Source organism: Streptomyces sp. NPDC090741, from assembly GCF_044769045.1.
In the GTDB taxonomy this organism is placed as follows: domain Bacteria; phylum Actinomycetota; class Actinomycetes; order Streptomycetales; family Streptomycetaceae; genus Streptomyces.
Map to the genome: position 1 here is coordinate 773,626 of NZ_JBIVXF010000001.1, position 18,790 is coordinate 792,415.

General features: G+C 72.1%; 21 protein-coding genes. 10 read left to right on the plus strand and 11 right to left on the minus strand.

The features are described from left to right. From ACIQU4_RS03590 to ACIQU4_RS03610, 5 genes are read right to left on the minus strand one after another with little or no spacing between them, the layout of a single operon-like run. Entirely contained in the window at window positions 1–450 is a 450-nt protein-coding gene (locus ACIQU4_RS03590) for a TadE/TadG family type IV pilus assembly protein (protein WP_403725236.1), read from the minus strand. Continuing rightward, on the minus strand, window positions 447–848 hold the full coding sequence (locus tag ACIQU4_RS03595) for a TadE/TadG family type IV pilus assembly protein (RefSeq protein ID WP_403725238.1): 402 nt from the start codon (window positions 846–848) through the stop codon (window positions 447–449). The genes ACIQU4_RS03590 and ACIQU4_RS03595 overlap by 4 nt, the downstream gene beginning before the upstream one ends. Before the next feature lie 3 nt (window positions 849–851). Further along, a complete protein-coding gene (locus tag ACIQU4_RS03600; protein ID WP_403725240.1) occupies window positions 852–2,126 on the minus strand; it encodes a CpaE family protein in 1,275 nt (424 codons plus the stop codon). 7 nt (window positions 2,127–2,133) lie between these two features. Beyond that, window positions 2,134–2,835, minus strand: coding sequence for a Flp pilus assembly protein CpaB (gene cpaB / locus ACIQU4_RS03605; RefSeq protein ID WP_403725243.1), 702 nt, complete (start codon window positions 2,833–2,835; stop codon window positions 2,134–2,136). 39 nt (window positions 2,836–2,874) lie between these two features. Continuing rightward, on the minus strand, window positions 2,875–3,792 hold the full coding sequence (locus ACIQU4_RS03610) for a hypothetical protein (protein WP_403725246.1): 918 nt from the start codon (window positions 3,790–3,792) through the stop codon (window positions 2,875–2,877). Window positions 3,793–4,175: 383 nt separating this feature from the next. On the opposite strand from ACIQU4_RS03610, the gene ACIQU4_RS03615 reads away from it, so the two are divergent. Both ACIQU4_RS03615 and ACIQU4_RS03620 read left to right on the plus strand, forming a co-directional pair. After that, on the plus strand, window positions 4,176–5,870 hold the full coding sequence (locus ACIQU4_RS03615; protein WP_403725247.1) for a chitinase: 1,695 nt from the start codon (window positions 4,176–4,178) through the stop codon (window positions 5,868–5,870). 141 nt (window positions 5,871–6,011) lie between these two features. Then, window positions 6,012–7,349, plus strand: a complete 1,338-nt coding sequence (locus tag ACIQU4_RS03620; RefSeq protein ID WP_403725250.1) for a M14 family metallopeptidase — start codon at window positions 6,012–6,014, stop codon at window positions 7,347–7,349. A gap of 64 nt (window positions 7,350–7,413) precedes the next feature. Here ACIQU4_RS03620 and ACIQU4_RS03625 read toward each other — a convergent pair whose 3' ends face one another. Together ACIQU4_RS03625 and ACIQU4_RS03630 are read right to left on the minus strand one after the other, a co-directional pair. Further along, a complete protein-coding gene (locus tag ACIQU4_RS03625) occupies window positions 7,414–7,824 on the minus strand; it encodes a RidA family protein (protein ID WP_403725253.1) in 411 nt (136 codons plus the stop codon). Beyond that, on the minus strand, window positions 7,821–8,594 hold the full coding sequence (locus ACIQU4_RS03630; protein WP_403725256.1) for an IclR family transcriptional regulator: 774 nt from the start codon (window positions 8,592–8,594) through the stop codon (window positions 7,821–7,823). The genes ACIQU4_RS03625 and ACIQU4_RS03630 overlap by 4 nt, the downstream gene beginning before the upstream one ends. A 156-nt stretch (window positions 8,595–8,750) precedes the next feature. Between ACIQU4_RS03630 and ACIQU4_RS03635 the strand changes: the two genes are divergently transcribed. From ACIQU4_RS03635 to ACIQU4_RS03645, 3 genes are read left to right on the plus strand one after another with little or no spacing between them, the layout of a single operon-like run. Continuing rightward, window positions 8,751–10,031 (plus strand): amino acid deaminase, encoded by a 1,281-nt coding sequence (locus tag ACIQU4_RS03635; protein WP_403725259.1) that lies wholly within the window; start codon window positions 8,751–8,753, stop codon window positions 10,029–10,031. Window positions 10,032–10,045: 14 nt separating this feature from the next. Further along, window positions 10,046–11,617: an amidohydrolase family protein gene (locus ACIQU4_RS03640; RefSeq protein ID WP_403725262.1), complete on the plus strand. Its 1,572-nt coding sequence runs from the start codon at window positions 10,046–10,048 to the stop codon at window positions 11,615–11,617. A 24-nt stretch (window positions 11,618–11,641) separates the two neighbouring features. After that, a complete protein-coding gene (locus ACIQU4_RS03645) occupies window positions 11,642–12,652 on the plus strand; it encodes a YdcF family protein (RefSeq protein WP_403725264.1) in 1,011 nt (336 codons plus the stop codon). Window positions 12,653–12,669: 17 nt separating this feature from the next. Here the strand turns inward: ACIQU4_RS03645 and ACIQU4_RS03650 are convergent, their stop codons facing one another. After that, on the minus strand, window positions 12,670–13,239 hold the full coding sequence (locus ACIQU4_RS03650) for a GNAT family N-acetyltransferase (RefSeq protein ID WP_403725266.1): 570 nt from the start codon (window positions 13,237–13,239) through the stop codon (window positions 12,670–12,672). 94 nt (window positions 13,240–13,333) lie between these two features. Between ACIQU4_RS03650 and ACIQU4_RS03655 the strand changes: the two genes are divergently transcribed. Beyond that, a complete protein-coding gene (locus ACIQU4_RS03655) occupies window positions 13,334–13,519 on the plus strand; it encodes a hypothetical protein (RefSeq protein WP_366100080.1) in 186 nt (61 codons plus the stop codon). Window positions 13,520–13,685: 166 nt separating this feature from the next. After that, window positions 13,686–14,132: a nitroreductase family deazaflavin-dependent oxidoreductase gene (locus ACIQU4_RS03660; RefSeq protein WP_403725268.1), complete on the plus strand. Its 447-nt coding sequence runs from the start codon at window positions 13,686–13,688 to the stop codon at window positions 14,130–14,132. Between the two features lie 24 nt (window positions 14,133–14,156). Here ACIQU4_RS03660 and ACIQU4_RS03665 read toward each other — a convergent pair whose 3' ends face one another. Next, window positions 14,157–14,633 (minus strand): macro domain-containing protein, encoded by a 477-nt coding sequence (locus tag ACIQU4_RS03665; protein ID WP_403725271.1) that lies wholly within the window; start codon window positions 14,631–14,633, stop codon window positions 14,157–14,159. Between the two features lie 95 nt (window positions 14,634–14,728). Next, the gene (locus tag ACIQU4_RS03670; RefSeq protein WP_403725274.1) at window positions 14,729–14,983 is read right to left on the minus strand and encodes a hypothetical protein; all 255 of its coding nucleotides are present in this window, start codon (window positions 14,981–14,983) and stop codon (window positions 14,729–14,731) included. A 352-nt stretch (window positions 14,984–15,335) separates the two neighbouring features. Here ACIQU4_RS03670 and ACIQU4_RS03675 point away from each other — a divergent pair, with 352 nt between their 5' ends. Then, window positions 15,336–16,547 (plus strand): pyridoxal phosphate-dependent aminotransferase, encoded by a 1,212-nt coding sequence (locus ACIQU4_RS03675; protein WP_403725276.1) that lies wholly within the window; start codon window positions 15,336–15,338, stop codon window positions 16,545–16,547. 79 nt (window positions 16,548–16,626) lie between these two features. Beyond that, window positions 16,627–17,040: a hypothetical protein gene (locus tag ACIQU4_RS03680; protein ID WP_403725280.1), complete on the plus strand. Its 414-nt coding sequence runs from the start codon at window positions 16,627–16,629 to the stop codon at window positions 17,038–17,040. A gap of 83 nt (window positions 17,041–17,123) precedes the next feature. Here ACIQU4_RS03680 and ACIQU4_RS03685 read toward each other — a convergent pair whose 3' ends face one another. Further along, a complete protein-coding gene (locus ACIQU4_RS03685) occupies window positions 17,124–17,549 on the minus strand; it encodes a hypothetical protein (protein WP_403725282.1) in 426 nt (141 codons plus the stop codon). Window positions 17,550–17,692: 143 nt separating this feature from the next. Between ACIQU4_RS03685 and ACIQU4_RS03690 the strand changes: the two genes are divergently transcribed. Next, complete coding sequence (locus ACIQU4_RS03690) at window positions 17,693–18,778, plus strand: hypothetical protein (protein WP_403725285.1); 1,086 nt, start codon at window positions 17,693–17,695, stop codon at window positions 18,776–18,778. The last annotated feature ends 12 nt before the right edge of the window (window positions 18,779–18,790 follow it).

Sequence of the window (18,790 nt, forward strand, 5' to 3'; positions counted from 1 at the left end):
TCACCCCTTCGGATCGTCGTTGGGCATGACGGCCGTGCGCTCGGCCGTGTAGGAGTCCAGGCCGGGCACGATCGACTTGACGGTGATGCGGGCCGTCGCGGTGACGGCGTCGCGCGACGCGGCGACGTCGATCTGCGCGAGCGAGGCGAGGCTCGGCCGGATCGCCGCCTTGCCGGCGGCCTCCCCGCCCTCGCCCTTGCGGGCCTCCACGCGGGCCGCGGTACGGGCGGCCGTGTCCGCCTGCTGCTCCACGTACGCGACCCAGCCGAGCTGGATCCCGCAGAGCGCGACGAAGAGCAGGATGGGGATGAAGCCGATGTACTCCAGGGCGACTTGGCCCCGGTCCCGGCCCCGGCCCCGGTTCCGGACCCGGTTCCGGACCCGGTTCCGGACCCGGTTCCGGACCCGGTTCCGGACCCGGTCCGCGCCCCGGTGTCGGTATCGGTTCACTCGTCCTCCTTCGGGGAGCCGCCCTCGCCCGTGATCGGCGTGCCGATGTCGAGGCCCGGGAAGAAGACCGGGAGGTTGAGCTCCACGGTCGCCTTGTAGACGTCGCCCGATTCACCGCAGCGCACGCTCATGTGCCAGGCGCCCCCGATGTGCCGATCCGCCGCGTCCGCGCACGCCCCGTCCCCGTGCACCGCGCCCACCCGCGCCGCCTCGTCCGCCGCGTTGCCCGCCAGGGAGAACGCGTACCCGATCAGTACGCACTCCCACACCGCCGCCACGAGCAGCAGGATCAGCGGCACCATGCCGACGAACTCGACCGCCACCTGGCCGCGATCGCGCCAGGCGCCCCAGGCACCCCGGGCGCCCCGGCCGCGCCCGACGGGTCTGCGCGCGGGCATCCGTCAGCCCTCCCGGCCGCGGCGCAGCCGCGCCACCGGGCCGGCGGCCCGTATGGCGAGGGCCGCGCCCGGGGTCCCGGCGGCGGCTTCCGGCTCCGCCGCGGACGGCGGCGAAAGCAGGCCCAGTTCGCCCGCCAGCGTCCACAGCGCCTGCTTCACGCTGGAGCGGTTGTCGAGGTCCTGCACCCGGCCCGCGTCCACCACCGCCTGGAGCTCCTTGAAGGCGGCCGGCACCGGGGTCCGGGTGGCCCGGGTCTTCGTGATCTTCTCGATCAGCGAGGGCTGGATCTCCGTGTGCTTGCTCCAGCGGTTGACCACCATCGCGGTGTCCTCCGCCTTGCGGACCTGGAGCCGTTCCCACATCCGGACCAGCCGCTTGGCCGCCCGTACGCAGACCACGTCGGGCGTGGTGACCAGGACCGCCACGTCCGCCATCTCCACCGCCGCCGCGTTCGCGCCGGTCACCTGGGTGCCGCAGTCGATGACGACGAGCTCGTACCGGCCGCGCAGGGCGCCGACGATGTGCCGGGCGGCGCGTTCGTCGACCTCCTCGCCCCGCTCGCCCTCCGCCGGGGCCAGCAGCAGCGCCAGCCCCGTCCGGTCCTCGTACACCGCGTCCTGGAGCACGCGCGGGGAGATGTCGTGGATCCCGGCGAGGTCGGCGATCGAGCGGCGGAACTGCACGTCGAGGTACGAGCCGACGTCGCCGGCCTGGAGGTCCATGTCGACCAGGGCCGTACGCCGCCCCGAGGCGGCCGCGGCCAGCGCGAACTGCACGGCGGTGAAGGTGGTGCCGACGCCGCCCTTGGCCCCGGTGACCGTGACCACCTTGCCGCCGGGCCCGGTGAACACGTCGGCTCCCCGGCCCAGGTGGCGGCGTACGCCGATGGACCACTGGGCGGCGGCCTGGACGCGGGCGGCGAGTTCCTCGTACGCGAGCGGCAGCCCGATCACACCCCGCGCGCCCGAGTCCATGGCGGCGGAGAACACCGCCGGTCCGGCGTCCGAGGAGACCAGCACCACGCCCACCGCCGGGAAGCGGAGCGCGACCTCGCGGATCAGGTCGAGCGCGGGCACCGGGCCGATCCGCTCGTGGACGAGGACGACCTCGGGCAGTTCGTCGATGGATTCGGCGGCCAGCCGCCCCAGGGTGTCGAGCAGGGTGGTGGAGTCGGGCACCGGTACGCCCGGCTCGGCGGCAGGGAGCTGGCTGAGGAGGGTGGAGATGGCGCGGGCGGCGTCCGGGTCGCCGGCCGCGGGGAGGATTCGGGTGGTCATCCGGGCCTCACTTGTCCCCGTCGAGGGTGTACGTACGGTCGCCCGGACCGGGCGCGGAGTCGGTGCCGGGGGCCACCAGGGCCAGGCGTACGTGCTCCGCGAAGGACTCGGCGTACGCGACGCGCTGGGTGTCCTTGGTGTTCAGGGCGAAGGTGATCGGGACCGCCTCGGCGGGGCCCTTCTTGTCGCTGTCCTTGTCGAGGGCGGTGAGCTTGCCGACGTTCAGGACGCGGGCGTTGGCCACGATGATCACCGAGCGGGAGGACTCGGTGTCCTTGGCGCCCTTGAAGGTGGCGATGATGTTGACCTTGGCCCCGGAGTAGATCTTGCCGGCCACGCCGGTCGCCGCGTCGATCATGATGGCGATCTCCTGCTCCCCGGGCTGGAGCTGCGGCTTGTCGACGAACATGTCCGACTGGAGCAGCGAGCCCTTGCGCAGGGTGGTGAGCGCGATCTTGTCCCTGAGCCGGCCGAGGTCAGTGACGGCGGTGTCGGACAGCCAGCGCTTGGGGATGGAGACTTCCTCGAACTGGCCCGCCGACAGCGGGCTGTACGGCGGGATGTCGCCCTTGGCGCGGTAGGCGGTGACCTCGGCCCCGACCTTGGAATTGACGTCGCCGATCACCACGAGGACCCCGCCGAACGCCGCGAGGGCGCACAGGACCGACAGGAGCAGCAGGATGACGCCGCGGCGCTGGCGTGAGTTCATGGGCCGTACTACCTCGCCGTTCTTCGATCGTTCAGCCGGTCAGTGTCTTGGTCTGGGGGCGCCGGCGAAGGCCGGCGGCGGCGTCCTGTCCCCGGTCTCGGCCGGTGGCGGGGCGGCCAGGGGGGCGGCGCAGAAGGCGCAGCGGTCGCCGATGAGTTCGAGGCCGCACCAGTGGCACTCCTCGCGGCGGACGGAGGCGACCAGCTGGTAGAGCACAGACGGGTCCGGGATGGCGGCGGCGAACTCGACCAGCTTCGCCGTGGCCCACCAGACCGGCGAGTCGGCCGGGAGCGGGTTCTCCATCACGCCCTGGACCCGCCAGGCGGGGGCGAGTTCGGCCGCCACCCAGTCGGAGGCGAGCTGGCCGCGCGCGAAGGTGAGGTGGGTGGCGTACGCGGGGCCGGGCGGCAGGGCGGAGCCCCCGGCGTGCGCGCCGCGCCCGCCGGAGCCGGTCAGCTTGACCAGGTGCGGGGCCGGGTGGGCCAGTACGGCGAACTGCGCGCTCGGCGACCACGAGCGGGCGTGCGCCTTGAGGCCGACCGGGACCCGGTCCAGTCTGGCGACGGAGCCCAGCAGGGCCCCGGCGTGGATGTAGTGGGACAGCAGCCGGGCGGCGGAGGCGATGACTCCGGGGCTGAAGTCGCAGACGCTGAGCTGGCGCAGCTGACGGGCCAGCAGGGCCGTGGCCAGCGGGGGCAGATCGATGTCGAGGAGGGCGATCCGGTCGGTCTCCAGGATGGCCCGCACGGTGTGCAGCCGCTGGACGGTCGCGGCCGGCAGCCAGGGCGGTACGAAGGCCACGAGGTGGCCGTGGCGCTCCAGCAGGGCGCTCGTCTCGGCGAGGGCGCCCGCGAGGTCGAGCTGTCCGGGCGGGTGCAGGACGACGGCCGGCGGTGTGTGCCGGTCGGGGGCCGGCAGCACCAGATCGGCGCTGGTGACGGCAATGGCGGTCGGCACGCGAATCCCCCTGTTCACCCCGTACGCCCCATACGTCGGCGCCGCCGTCGCGTACGCGCACCCCTGCGCGACCGCAAACGATCGGCGCCCTTCCCCCTTGCCCCAGCACCATATCCGCGTCGTCCCTGGCAGGGCAGGGGCTTGGTAATTCCCGTACCGGCGGCCCCTGTCACAGGTGGCGGGAAACCCGGACATCCGGGATCGGACGCTCGATCAATTCAAGCCACATTGCAAAGAGTCTTGACAGGAGGATTGGTCTGGACCAACTTGGGCCCCACGCGGTGACGCGCCAACGGGGTTTCCCCCCACCCACGACCCCGGGTGCGTTCGTTCACCAGTTCCACCTCCCCCTTCACATCCCCTTCTCCCCCCACGGAGACCACGTGAACCGCATACGCTCGCTCGCCCTGCTGGGCGCCGCCACCCTGACCGCGGGCGGCCTGACCGCCCTCGCCACCGGCACCGCGCAGGCCGCCGACGTCAACGTCGTCCGCAACGGAGGCTTCGAGTCCGGTCTCGCCGACTGGACGTGCGGCTCCGGGAGCGGGGCCGTCGTCTCCTCGCCCGTCCACGCCGGGGCCGCCGCCCTCAAGGGCACCCCGGCGGGCCAGGACAATGCGCAGTGCAGTCAGACCGTCACGGTCAAGCCGAACTCGACGTACACGCTCAGCGAGCAGGTGCAGGGCTCGTACGTGTACCTCGGCGTGACCGGGACCGGCACGCAGGACGTGTCCACCTGGACCCCCGGCTCGGGCGGCGGCTGGCAGCAGCTCTCCACCACCTTCACCACGGGTGCGAGCACCACGCAGGTCACGGTGTGGACGCACGGCTGGTACGGGCAGCCCTCCTACGTCGTCGACGACTTCAGCGTCTTCGGCCCGGACGGGGGCGGCGGCACCGACCCCGGCCCGTCCGTTCCCGGCGCCCCGGGCGGGACCGCCGTTTCCGGCCAGAGCGCGAACGGACTCACCCTTTCGTGGAACGCGGTCAGCGGGGCGAGCGGCTATTACGTCTATCAGGACGGAGTCCGCGTCAAGACCGTGTCCGGCTCCCCGGCCCAGATCACCGGGCTCGCCGCCGCCACCTCGTACTCCTTCCAGGTGAGCGCGTACAACGCGGCCGGCGAGGGGCCGAAGTCGGCGGCCGTGACCGGCACGACGACCGGCGGCGGCAACCCGAACCCGAACCCCTCGGTCCCCAAGCACGCGCTGACCGGCTACTGGCAGAACTTCAACAACGGCGCGACCGTCCAGAAGATCTCCGACGTCTCGGCCCAGTACGACATCATCGCGGTCTCCTTCGCCGACGCCACGACCACGCCCGGCGCCATCACCTTCAACCTCGACTCGGCGGGCCTCGGCGGCTACACCGTCTCGCAGTTCAAGGCCGACATCGCCGCGAAGAAGGCGGCCGGCAAGTCCGTCATCCTCTCCATCGGCGGCGAGAAGGGCACCATCTCGGTGGGCGACCCGACCTCCGCGAACAACCTGGCGAACTCCGCGTACGCGCTGATGCAGGAGTACGGCTTCAGCGGGATCGACATCGACCTGGAGAACGGCCTCAACCCGACCTACATGACGCAGGCGCTGCGCTCGCTGTCCGCCAAGGCCGGCTCCTCGCTCGTCCTCACGATGGCCCCGCAGACCATCGACATGCAGTCGACGGCGGGCGGCTACTTCAAGACGGCGCTGAACATCAAGGACATCCTGACCGTCGTCAACATGCAGTACTACAACAGCGGCTCGATGAACGGCTGCGACGGCAAGGTCTACTCGCAGGGCTCGGTGGACTTCCTCACCGCGCTGGCCTGCATCCAGCTGGAGGGCGGGCTCGACCCCTCGCAGGTGGGCATCGGCGTGCCGGCCTCGCCGAGCGGCGCGGGCAGCGGGTACGTCTCCCCGACCATCGTGAACAACGCCCTGGACTGCCTGGCCAGGGGCACGAACTGCGGGTCCTTCAAGCCGTCGAAGACCTACCCGGGGCTGCGCGGCGCGATGACCTGGTCGACCAACTGGGACGCCAAGGCGGGTAGCGCTTGGTCCAACTCGGTGGGTCCGAAGGTTCACGCCCTGCCCTAGGCGGTACGTGTGGGGGTGGCCGTCCCGGCGGGTGGCCGACCGGCGAATCTGGCCGGAATGGAGTTCTTGACCGGGACATGCCAGGAGAGCACGCTGTGCGCGTCCGCACGGCTACCCCCACACTCCCACCCAGGAGAACGCATGCGGCTCCACACCCGACGCAGGGCCGCCGTCACGGCGGCCCTGCTCGCTCTCGCGCTCGGCGCGCCCGCCTACGGCATGAGCGCGACGGCGGCCCCGCCGCCCACCCCCTCGACGGCCACCCAGGACGAGGCGATCGTCCAGTACGAGGTCAAGGGCCCGGCCACGGCGGCCGAGCGAACGGCCCTGCTCCGTACGGGCGTCTCGATCGACGAGGTCGACGCCCGCTCCGTCGTCGTCAGCGCCGACCCCCAGCAGGCCAAGGAGCTGCGGGCGCTCGGCTACAAGCTGACCGCCCTGCCCGGACCGCCGGACCGTTCGGAGCGCGGTGTCGCGGCGAGCCCGATGGACTTCCCGTCCAAGGACTCGATGTACCACAACTACGCCGAGGCCAACACGGAGATCGACCAGCGCATCGCCCAGTACCCCTCGATCATGAGCAAGAAGGTGATCGGGAAGTCGTACCAGGGCCGGGACATCGTCGCCATCAAGATCAGCGACAACGTCGCCACCGACGAGAACGAGCCCGAGGTGCTCTTCACGCACCACCAGCACGCCCGTGAGCACCTGACCGTCGAGATGGCGCTCTACCTGCTCAAGGAGTTCGGCTCCAAGTACGGCACCGACTCGCGGATCACCGACATGGTCAACGGCCGCGAGATCTGGATCGTGCCGGACCTCAACCCGGACGGCGGCGAGTACGACATCGCCACCGGCTCGTACCGCTCCTGGCGCAAGAACCGGCAGCCGAACGCCGGCTCCTCGTACGTCGGCACCGACCTGAACCGCAACTGGGACTACAAGTGGGGCTGCTGCGGCGGCTCCAGCAGCAGCAAGAGCTCCGAGACCTACCGCGGGGCGGCCGGCGAGTCGGCCCCCGAGGTGAAGGTGGTCGCGGACTTCGTGCGCAGCCGCGTGATCGGCGGCAAGCAGCAGATCACCGCCTCGATCGACTTCCACACGTACAGCCAGCTGGTGCTGTGGCCCTTCGGGTGGACGTACAACGACACCGCGCCGGGCATGACGGCGGACGACCTCGCCGTCTACAAGACCATCGGCACGAGCATGGCCCGCAGCAACGGCTACACGCCGGAGCAGTCGAGCGACCTGTACATCACGGACGGGACGATCGACGACTGGCTGTGGGGCAACCAGAAGATCTTCACGTACACCTTCGAGATGTACCCGTCCGAGTCCGGCAGCGGGGGCGGCTTCTACCCGCCGGACGAGGTGATCGAGCGCGAGACGGCGCGCAACCGCGACGCCGTGCTGCAGCTGCTGGAGAACGCGGACTGCATGTACCGCTCGATCGGGAAGCAGTCGCAGTACTGCACGTGAGCCGACGGCACCGGCCGGGGCGCCCTACCGCCAGGGGGGGCGCCCCCAGGCGTGTCCGGCCGCCCTATCCGAGGACGGCGAGGGCGTCGATCTCGATGAGCAGGCCTGCGGGGAGGCCCACGTACACGGTGGTGCGGGCGGCCGGGGCCTCCTTCAGGCCCTGCTCCTCGAAGTAGGCGTTGTAGAGGGCGTTCATCTCGGCGAAGTGGTCCGTGTCGGTCAGGTAGACGCGGATCATCATCACGTCGTCCCAGCCCGCGCCGCCGGCCTCCAGTACGGAGCGGACGTTCTCCAGCGTCTGGAGGGTCTGCTCGCGCAGGGTCGGGCCGGCGGGGGTCGGCGGCTGGCCGTCCACGTGCGGGAGGAAGCCGACCTGGCCGGCGACCTGGAGGATGTTCCCCTTGCGCACGCCGTGCGAGAAGCGGGCCGGCGGGGTGGTGTGGGTGTCGGGGGTGATGGCGGTCTTCTCGGTCACGGGGTGTCCTCGTCGTCGTGTGGGGCGTGCGGGGAGCCGCAGTACTCCCGGCTGATGGTGTCGGCGGTGCGCCGGACCAGGGGCAGCAGTTCGAGCAGTTCCCCGGCGGTGACGACCACGCTGGGCGCGGAGACGGACAGCGCGGCCACGGCCCGCCCGTCCGGCCCGCGCACGGGCGCGCCGAGGCAGTTGACGGACTCCTCGTGCCCGCCGAGATCGGTGGCCCAGCCCTGTTCCCGTACGAGGGCCAGCTCGCGCAGGAAGGCCTGCGCGTCGGGGGTGGAGCGGGCGGTGTAGCGGGGGTAGTCGATGCGCTCGGCGAGGCTGCGGCGCTCGGCCTCGGGGAGGTCGGCGAGCAGCAGCTTCGCGACGGCGGCGACGGTGAGGGGGACGGGCCGGCCGATGCGGGAGTACATGCGGACGGGGTAGCGGCTCTCGACCTTGTCGATGTAGACGACCTCGTCGTCCTGGTGGAGCGCGAGGTGCACGGTGTGGCCGGTGAGGCGGTTGAGCTCGACGAGGTGGGGGTGGGCGACCGTGCGGACGTCGAGGTTCTCCACCGCCTCGGCGGCGAGCGCGAAGAGCTGGGCTCCGAGGCGGTAGCGGCCGTCGGGCTGGCGGTAGACGAAGCCGTGCTCGTGCAGGGTGCGCAGCAGGCGCAGGGCGGTGCTCTTGTGGACGCCGAGCTCCTCGGCGACCTCGCCGAGCCCTGCCTGGCCCTCGGCCAGCAGCGGCAGGATCCGCAGCGCCCGCTCCACCGACTGGCTCACGCCGTCCCCCTTCGCCCCGCCGCCGCCCGCTGCGCGGGGCCCGGCGGAACCCGTGCACACGGCCGGGCGTTGACCCCTCGTACGCAGGATGCTAGACAGCAAGCGGCACAACACGCAACGCACGTTGCAGCAGATGCAACGCGAGGAGGAATCCGCATGGGCAGCGACGCAGTCCGACGGCTCGCCGACGAACCGGTCGACCACCGGTTCAAGGGGCTGCCGCCCGACGCCGAGCGGGCGAACCTCACCGTCGGCCAGCTGGCCGCCGAGAAGCGGGACCTCTACACCGGCGGTTTCACCACCCCCGTCCTCACGCTCGACGCCGAAGCGCTGGAGCACAACCTCACCGCGCTCGGCACGTACGCCGCCCGCCACGGCCTCGCCTTCGCCCCGCACGGCAAGACCTGCATGGCACCGCAGCTCTTCCGGCGCCAGCTCGACCACGGCGCCTGGGGCATCACCGCGGCCGTCCCCCACCAGGCCCGCGTCTACCGCGCCTTCGGCATCCAGCGGATCTTCCTCGCCAACGAGCTCGTCGACCCGGCGGCGCTGCGCTGGGTGGCCGCCGAGCTCGCCGCCGACCCCGGCTTCCGCTTCGTCTGCTACGTCGACTCCGTCCGCGGGGTCCAGCTCATGGACCGGGCCCTGCAAGGGCAGCCCCAGGTCGTCGACGTCGTCGTCGAGCTCGGGGCCGGCGAGGGCGCCCGTACCGGTGCGCGGACCGACGAGGACTGCCGGGCCGTCGCCGACGCCGTGGCCGAGGCCGCCGGCCTGCGCCTCGTCGGCATCGCCGGGTACGAGGCCGAGGTCCCCGGCGCCGACCCGGAGTCCGTCCACGCGTACCTGCGCCGGCTCACGGCGCTGGCCGTCGAGTTCGACCGGGCCGGGCGGTTCGCCGCCGACCTCGACGAGATCGTCGTCAGCGCCGGCGGCTCCGCCTGGTTCGACGCCGTCGCCGACGTGTTCGCCGAGCTCCCGGAGCTGTCCCGGCCCGTGCTGCGGCTGCTGCGCTCCGGTGCGTACGTCTCGCACGACCACGGCTGGTACACCCGCCTCACCCCCTTCAACCGGGTCCCGGAGGAGGGCGGCCTGCGCCCCGCGTTCCGGCTCTGGACCCAGGTCGTCTCCCGCCCCTCCCCCACCCAGGCCTTCGTCAACGCCGGCAAGCGCGACATCGCGTACGACCTCGGCCTGCCCGAGGCCGAGCTGGTCCGAGACGCCCTGACCGGCGAGGAGCGCCCGGCCACCGGGGTCCGCGTGGTCAAACTGTCCGACCAGCACGCCTGGCTGGAGACCGAAGCCGCCGACGACGTGAACGTCGGCGACTGGGTGGCGCTCGGCATGTCCCACCCCTGCACGATCTTCGAGAAGTGGCCGCTGATCCCGGTCGTCGAGGCCGACGGCACGGTCACCGACTACGTCCGCACCTTCTTCTAGCGGAGCCGGGGCCGGTGGACCTGGTCATCCGCGGGGCCCGCGTCGTCGACGGCACGGGCGGGCCCTCGTACACCGCCGATGTGGGTGTTCACGAGGGCCGGATCGCCGAGATCGGCCGGATCCGCTCCGGCGGCCGGCACACCGTCGACGCGCACGGGCTCGCCCTGGCCCCCGGCTTCGTCGACATGCACGCGCACAGCGACCTCGCCCTGCTCCGCGACCCGGACCACAGTGCCAAGGCCGCGCAGGGCGTGACCCTCGAAGTCCTCGGCCAGGACGGGCTCTCGTACGCGCCCGTCGACGACCGCACCCTCGCCGAGGTGCGGGCGGCCATCACCGGCTGGAACGGCGCGGGCGAGGACGTCGAGTTCGGCTGGCGGGACGTGGGCGGGTACCTGGACCGGCTCGACCGCACCGGCATCGCCGTCAACGCCGCGTACCTCGTGCCGCAGGGCACCGTCCGCGCGTACGCCCTCGGCTGGGGCGACCGCCCCGCGACCCCCGCCGAGCTCGACCGGATGCGCACGCTCGTCGCCGAGGGCCTCGCGCAGGGCGCGGTCGGCATGTCCTCGGGGCTCACGTACACCCCCGGCATGTACGCGTCGGGCGCCGAACTGACCGAGCTGTGCCGGGTGGTGGCCTCGTACGGCGGCTACTACTGCCCGCACCACCGCTCGTACGGGCGCGGCGCGCTCGGCGCGTACGCCGAGATGCTCGCTCTGGCCCGGGAGGCCGGCTGCGCGCTGCACCTCGCGCACGCCACCATGAACTTCGCGGAGAACGAGGGCCGGGCGGGCGAGCTGCTCGCCCTCCTCGACGAGGCCCTCGCCGCCGGGGCCGACATCAGCCTCGACTCGTACCCGTACACCCCCGGCTGCACCACCCTCGTGGCGCTGCTGCCCGGTTGGGCGAACGAGGGCGGGCCCGAGGCCGTGCTCGCCCGGCTGCGCGACGACGGCGAGGCCGAGCGGATCAGGTACGCGCTGGAGGTGACCGGGGCGGACGGCTGCCACGGCGTTCCGGTGGACTGGGCGACGATCGAGATCGCGGGGACGGCGGACCCGGCGCACGGGGCGTACGTGGGCACGCGCCCGCGGGACTGGGAGGTGGCCCGGCGGCTGCTGCTGGCGGACCGGCTGGGGCCGACGATCCTCCAGCACGTGGGGCACGAGGAGAACGTCCGGGCGATCATGCGCCACCGGGTCCACACCGGCGGCTCCGACGGCATCCTCCAGGGCGCGAAGCCGCATCCGCGGGCGTACGGGACCTTCCCGCACTACCTGGGCCACTACGTGCGCGAGCTCGGCGTGCTCTCGCTGGAGGAGTGCGTGGCCCATCTGGCGGGCCGTCCGGCGGCCCGACTGCGGCTGCCGGACCGGGGGTTGGTCCGTGCCGGGTACCGGGCCGATCTCGTGCTCTTCGATCCGGAGACGGTCGCCGCCGGGTCGACGTACGAGAACCCGCGCGTGCTGCCGGCCGGGATCCCGCACGTGCTGATCGACGGCCGGTTCGTGATGCGGGACGGGCGCAGGACGCAGGTCCTGGCGGGGCGGGCGGTCCGCAGGACGCCGTACGGGGGCCGTTGAGCCCGTCCGCCTACGATGGGCGGCATGCTCGCCTTTGTCCCCGCCGCGCTGTTTTTCGTCCTCTTCTGCGTGAGTGTGCGGGAGGACCGCCGGCGCTTCCGGAACGCGGTCCTCCTGGGCCTCACCCTCATGTGCGGGTCGATCGGCCTGCTGTTCCAGATACCTGAACTGCCGTCACCCCTGGACGCGATCGCGGTGCTGCTGGTGCTGGTCGTGCCGACGGCCGGCACGCTCGTCCTGGGCGGCTACCTGATCCGCAACGGCCTGACGATGGTCCGCAAGGAGGGCCGCAGGCCGACCAATCTGCTGTCCATGGCGGCGGGCCTGGGGATCTTCGCGCTGATCGCACTGGTCCTCGGGGTGGCGGGGCGGGGCTCCCGGGTCGTGGACACGATGGTGGCGGGCCTGGTCATGCTCGTCGGATACGTCTCCTTCATCTTCCTCTGCTTCCTGGCGTACGCCTTCCTGTACGGGCGGATCACGGTGCGCGGCGACGTCGACTACGTGGTGATGCTGGGCTCCGGGCTCATCTGCGGCGAGCGGGTGTCCCCGCTGCTGGCCTCACGGCTGGAGAAGGGCCGGCAGATCCACGCCGCCCAGGTGGCCCGCGGCGGGCGCACGCCGCTGCTGCTGGTCTCGGGCGGGCAGGGATCGGACGAGAAGCTCTCGGAGGCGCGGGCGATGGCCGACTGGCTGATCGCGCGGGGCGTCCCGGAGGAGCGGATACGGCTGGAGGACCGCTCGCGCACGACGAGGGAGAACCTCGCGTTCAGCCGCACGATCATGGCCGACGCGGACCCCGGCTACCGGTGTGTGGTCGTCACCAACAACTTCCACGCGTTCCGGGCCGCGATGACGGCCCGCACGGCCGGTGTCAACGGCCAGGTGCTCGGCTCCCCGACCGCCACGTACTTCTGGCCGAGCGCCACCCTCCGCGAGTTCGTCGCGGTGTTCTGGGAGCACAGGACGGTGAACCTGAGCATCTGCGCGGGGATAGTCGCCGTGACGGCGCTGGCGGCCATCGCCTCGGCGTAGGCGGCGCGACGGGAATCTCAGAGTCCGCGCCCGCGCACGTGCAGGTGCCCGTCGAGGGGATGGGCGGGCGGCTCCGCGGCCAGGACCCCGGCCAGTGCGTACCCGCATTTCTGCGCGACGCGGCAGGACGCCGGGTTGTCCACCTGGTGCAGGAGCTCCAGGCGCTCCAGCCCCTGGCCGCCGAAGGAGGCGAAGGCCCAGTCGGTCAGCGTCCGCAGAGCGCGCGGTGCCACGTCCCGGCCGCGGGCAGGGGCCGCGGTCCAGTAGCCGACCTCGGCGGACGCGGCGCCGGGAACGGCGCCCTTGAGGACCACCTGCCCCAGTACCCGCCCCTCGTCCCCGTCCGCCCGGGACTCCACGACGGCGAAGGCGAAGCGGTCGCCCGTTTCCCATCTCCGCTGCTGGTCCCGGACCCACTGCGCCGCGCTCGCCTCGTCGTGGACGGTGACGCTCGCCCAGCGGCGCAGGGCGGCGTCCCGGTACGCCTCGACCAGGTCGCCGGTGTCGGTGTGCCGCCACGGACGCAGCAGGAGAGCGGGGGCGGTCGGCGTGGCGGCGGCCTCCAGGCGGGAAGCGATCTTGTCCATGGCGGGAGGGTACGAGTCCGAGGTGCGTTCATGGCGATGTCGCCGGAGGATGAGGGAACCAGGGAGGGCGTTGCATTTCCGAGGAGGTATCCCGATGGACAGTGAATCGGGCCAGCAGCCCAGTCGGCCGGCCAAGCTCTTCAGCGGCGGGGAACGGCCGTACGACCCCGAGGACCTCGTGATGGTGCAAGGCATGGAGCCGACTCCGGAGCGGCTCGAGAAGGCGCGCCAGCTGATCGAGAAGGAGGGTCCGCAGGTCATCGAGCGCTACCTCCCCTAACCGGGGCGGTGGCGCGGCACAGAGCTGCTGGTGGCCCCGACCTGGGGCGGCGTCCCCGGGCCGGGGCCACACATCGTCTGGACGGGTGTCCGCCGGAGGCCGACCGCATCCAGGGGCGGAGAAGGATCGTTAAGTCTCGCGGGGGCCCTGACTCGGAGGCACCGCCATGCAGACGATCACCATCGACTGGGAACACCCCACCGACCCCCGCCAGAGCCGCGAGCGCGGCCACGTACAGGACTACGTGACCACCGGCGGGCTCGACGGCCACCTGTGGCACGGAGTCCCCACGCTCCTGCTCACCACGCTCGACCGCGCCACGGGCCGGACCTCCCGGACCCCGCTGATCTACGTCGAGGACGCGGGCCGCCACATCGTGCTCGCGGCCCACTGGGGCGCCGCGGAGCACCCGGCCTGGTACCGGAACCTGACCGCGCACCCGGAGGTCCGCCTCCAGGTCGGCGCGGCCGTCTTCCGGGCCACGGCCCGCACGGCCTGCCCGGCGGAGCGCGAGGTCTACTGGCCGGCGATGACGGCCCTGTGGCCCCTCTTCGACGACTACCAGGCCTCCGCCTCCCCCCGCGAGATCCCCCTGGTGATCATCACCCCGTAGCCCCGGCGGCGCCCCTGCCCGCGCTCAGGCGTGGTCGTAGACGGTCACGGCCACGTCCCGGGCGCACAGGGCCCCGGTGATCAGCGGTTCGACGCGGGACCACTTCCCGCCGGCCAGGCCGCAGCCGATGCGGGGCATGTGGACCGAGGCCCCCAGCGCGAGCGCGTGCTCGCCGAGTGCCGCCAGGCAGCGCTCCAGCGCGTCGTAACGGATCGGCGGGCCGTCACTGCCCGTGCGTATGCCGCGCTGGGCGACCATGTTGGCCACCCAGGTGTCCGGCCGCACCTGGACCAGCTGGACCGCGCCGAGCCCGAAGTCGTTGCCGCTGCGGCGCCGGTGCCAGGCCCGGAACTCCTTCTCGGGCTCGGGCCAGCGCTTCGAGAGGGCCAGCACGAAACCCTTGCCCCAGCCGCCGATGTCGTTGCAGACGTGCCCGATGATCTTCGGGCCCTTGGCCTGCGGGCCGGTCGCGTCCCCGGCCATGATGCGCAGTTGCTTCACGGTCCGCCCCTTTCCCCCACCCACGACCCTACGGGCGGCCACTGACAACGGCGCCGGGTCCCGGGCCGGGTCCCGGGCCGGGTCCCGGCGGTCGGTCACAGGTACTCGCGGGCGAATTCCATCGCCCATTCCACCGCCGCGATCGGGACGCTCCCCGACAGGGGGTCGATGGTCAGACGGGCGGCCTCCCAGCCCTGGTCGTGCTCGCGGTGGATCGCGAAGTGCGCCTCCTCGGCGCCCTCGGCGCCCGCGCCGCCCGCGCCGCCCGCGCCGCCTTCCCCGCTCCGCGGTGCGACCAGGAACTCGATCGCCCGGTCGTCGCCGTCCGTGCCCACCGTGCTGATCGACATGTCCCCGACCATGAATTCCACCGCTCCGCCCCGCCTTCTCGCGCCTCCGACCGGCCGTCGAGGCAAGCCTGCGCCGCGGCGGCGCCGTGACGCATGAGTACGCGCACTCATGCCCGTACTCAGGCCCCGTACGCGCCTTCCGTACGCACACCCCGACGTGACGAGTGCAACACCACGGATCCGGCGCCACCCGGGTTCCACCCATTCCGCAGGTCGCGGCGGCGGCGTGGCCGCCGTTTCCAAGGGCGGACCGGGCCCCCACCGTCCCATCATGCGAAACGGGACATATCCCTCCCGCGCTCCCGCGCCGAATACCTCGGCGGACCGGCCGCCCGGCCCGTAAGCTCCCGTCATGCAGGTGATCCAGTCAACGAAACTCGCCAACGTCTGCTACGAGATCCGCGGGCCCGTGCTCGAAGAGGCCATGCGGCTCGAAGCAGCAGGTCATCGCATCCTCAAGCTGAACACCGGCAACCCCGCGGCCTTCGGCTTCGAGTGCCCGCCGGAGATCCTTGAGGACATGCTCCGCAACCTGGGCAACGCCCACGGGTACGGGGACGCGAAGGGGCTGCTCTCCGCGCGCCGCGCGGTCATGCAGCACTACCAGACCAAGGGCATCGAGCTGGACGTCGAGGACATCTACCTCGGCAACGGCGTCTCCGAGCTGATCCAGATGTCGATGCAGGCACTGCTCGACGACGGCGACGAGGTGCTGGTCCCGGCGCCGGACTACCCGCTGTGGACCGCCTCCGTCAGCCTGGCCGGCGGGACCGCCGTGCACTACCGCTGCGACGAGCAGTCCGACTGGATGCCGGACCTCGCCGACATCGAGCGCAAGGTCACCGACCGCACCCGCGCGATCGTGATCATCAACCCGAACAACCCCACCGGCGCCGTCTACGACGACGAGATGCTGCGCGGGCTGACGGACATCGCGCGCCGCCACAACCTGGTCGTCTGCTCCGACGAGATCTACGACCGGATCCTCTACGACGGCGCCACGCACACCAACACCGCCGCCATCGCGCCCGACCTGCTGACCCTCACGTTCAACGGGCTGTCCAAGAACTACCGCGTCGCCGGCTACCGGGCCGGCTGGATGGCGGTCTGCGGCCCCAAGAAGCACGCCTCGTCGTACATCGAGGGCCTGACGATCCTGGCCAACATGCGGCTGTGCGCGAACATGCCCTCGCAGCACGCCGTCGCGACCGCCCTCGGCGGCCGGCAGTCGATCAACGACCTGGTCCTCCCGGGCGGACGGCTGCTGGAGCAGCGCGACACGGCCTACGACCTGCTGACGCAGATCCCCGGCATCACCTGCGTGAAGCCGAAGGGCGCGCTGTACCTGTTCCCGAAGCTGGACCCGGCCGTCTACAAGATCAAGGACGACCGGCAGATGGTCCTCGACCTGCTGCGGGCCGAGAAGATCATGGTGGTCCACGGCACGGGCTTCAACTGGTCCGAGCCCGACCACTTCCGCATCGTGACGCTGCCGAACGCCAAGGATCTGGCGGACGCGGTGACCCGGATCGGCGAGTTCCTGGACGGATACGGCCAGCACTAGGCACTCGATACCGGATCGAGCACAACTTTAGAACCAATCCAATGTAGGATGGCCTCCTGACCAAGCAGGAGGCCTCCTCATGTACGAGCCGATCCGCACGAAGTCGGTCGTCCACCGTGTGGGCGGCCACCACTCCGACAGCCACTCGGGGTACCCGCACAGCAGCCGCGCCGAGGCGCTGGACATCCAGCTCGCCGGGCACCTGGCGGCCCTGCTCACCGTCACGGACGAGCTCGGCCTCGACGGCGCCGCCGCGCGCATCGCCGCGCAGGTGGCGCGGCTGCGCGGCGCCGATCCGGCGCGGGCGCCGCGCGCCGACATCGCGGGTGCCGCCGGACTCCTCGCCCTGCACCAGCGGGCCCATGACCTCGCCGGCCGCGCGCTGGTCGTCGCCGCGTCGCGCGCCGACACCACCGTCGCGATCCTCGCCGCCGAGCGCATGGACGCGCATGCCGCTGCCCTGGCCTCACGGGACCTGGCCGGCAGCCTCTGATCGGCCCCGGTCCGGGGCCGCGGAGGCTCCGGACCGGGTGCCACCCCCCGGCCGGATCGGGCGCGGGCCGCATCATGGCCGCGTCACCCGGCGGGGCCGGATGCGAACTCCGCCGCCGCGACCCCGCACCACGGCGTCGCCCCCGCCGGCCAGACAGGGCCCAGGGCCTCCGCGTGTTCCGTTGCGGACGGAGCGACGCCCGGGAGTCTCACCAGGGCCTGGGCCGGGCGGGCGACCGGGTCCGGGGTCGCCCCTTCGCGGAACTCGACCGTCACCACGTAGGCGCCCGTGCCCTCGGGGCGGCCCGAGACCTCCACCGTCGCCACCACGCGGCGGCTGCCGGGGTCGATCCGGCAGCCGGTGACCCGTACGTCCTGCACCGCCGGCCGCGGCGGCGCCGCGCCCGGCTCGCCGCTGGCCCACACGTACAGGCCCAGCGGGGCGAACACCAGCAGGCCGGCCAGGACCGTCAGGCCGACCGCCCAGCCCTGCCACTTCAACGCGCTCACGCCCATGGGACGATCCTCCCGGCCTGCCGCCCCGCCTGCCAGCACCGACCGATCCACACAGCATTTCGAAGTGGGACCGCCTGGACACCTGGCGTTCATTCAACTTCGCGCGGAATGTGGGTTTCCGCGAGCACGCTGCACCCGTGAGACGCATCCTAGGTATCGCCCTGGCGGTCCTCCTCCTCGGCGGCGTGGTCGCCGTCGTGCTCGCCGGAGGAGAGAAGACCCCACCCACGGCAACGAAGACCGTGAAAGGCGTCATCGGATCCGAGAAGTCCGAATACTTCCGCGACCCTGACGTCGTCAAAGCCCTGGCCGGCAAGGGCTACACCGTGAAGACCGAAACGTCCGGCTCCTGGGCGATGGACCAACTCGCCCTCAAGGACTTCGACTTCGCCTTCCCCAGCAGTAGCGAGCCCGCCCCGGAGATCGAGGCCGCGGCCGGCGTCAAGGGCGCCCAGACCACCAAGCCCTTCTTCTCCCCGCTCGTGGTCATCGCCCGCGCCAACGCCGCCAAGGTGCTCGCCGACAACAACCTCGCCAAGATGACCGGCAAGAACTCGGGGACCCTCCTCATGGGCCCCTACCTCAAGGCCGCCGCCGAGGACCGCAACTGGCAGGACCTGTCCGGCTCCGCAGCCTTCACCGAGCTGAGCGGCAGGGTGTACATCAAGACCACGGACCCGGCGACGTCCAACTCCGGGGCGCTGTTCCTGGCCGCCACCTCGAACGTCGCCAACGACAAGACGGTGGTATCCGACGAGGCCGGGATCGACCGGACCGCACCCCTGATGCAGAAGCTGATCCGCGTCCAGGGCGCCCTGGAACCGAGCACCGACGACCCGTTCCGGGCCTTCATCTCCGGCAGCGGCGAGCCGCTCATCCTCGCGTACGAGTCCCAGGTGGCCTCCCTGCTCCAGCAGAAGCTGGACACGGGGGCCGCTGACAATATGGTCGTGCTCTACCCGGACACCACCGTCAACTCCCCGCACACCTTCGTGCCGATCAGCGAGAACGCCAAGGAGCTCGGCTCCCTCCTCGCCAGCGACCCGAAGCTGCGCGAGCTGGCCGTCCGGCACGGGTTCCGGCCGCAGAACGGCGTGCCCGAGTTCACCGCGGCGACCGCCGCGCACGCCGCGTACCTCAACCCGGAGCTGACCGGCATCCGCCAGGTCAGCGCACCGACCGTCAAGATCCTCATGGCGCTTGCCGCGCGCGCCAAGGGCTAGGGGGAGCACGTA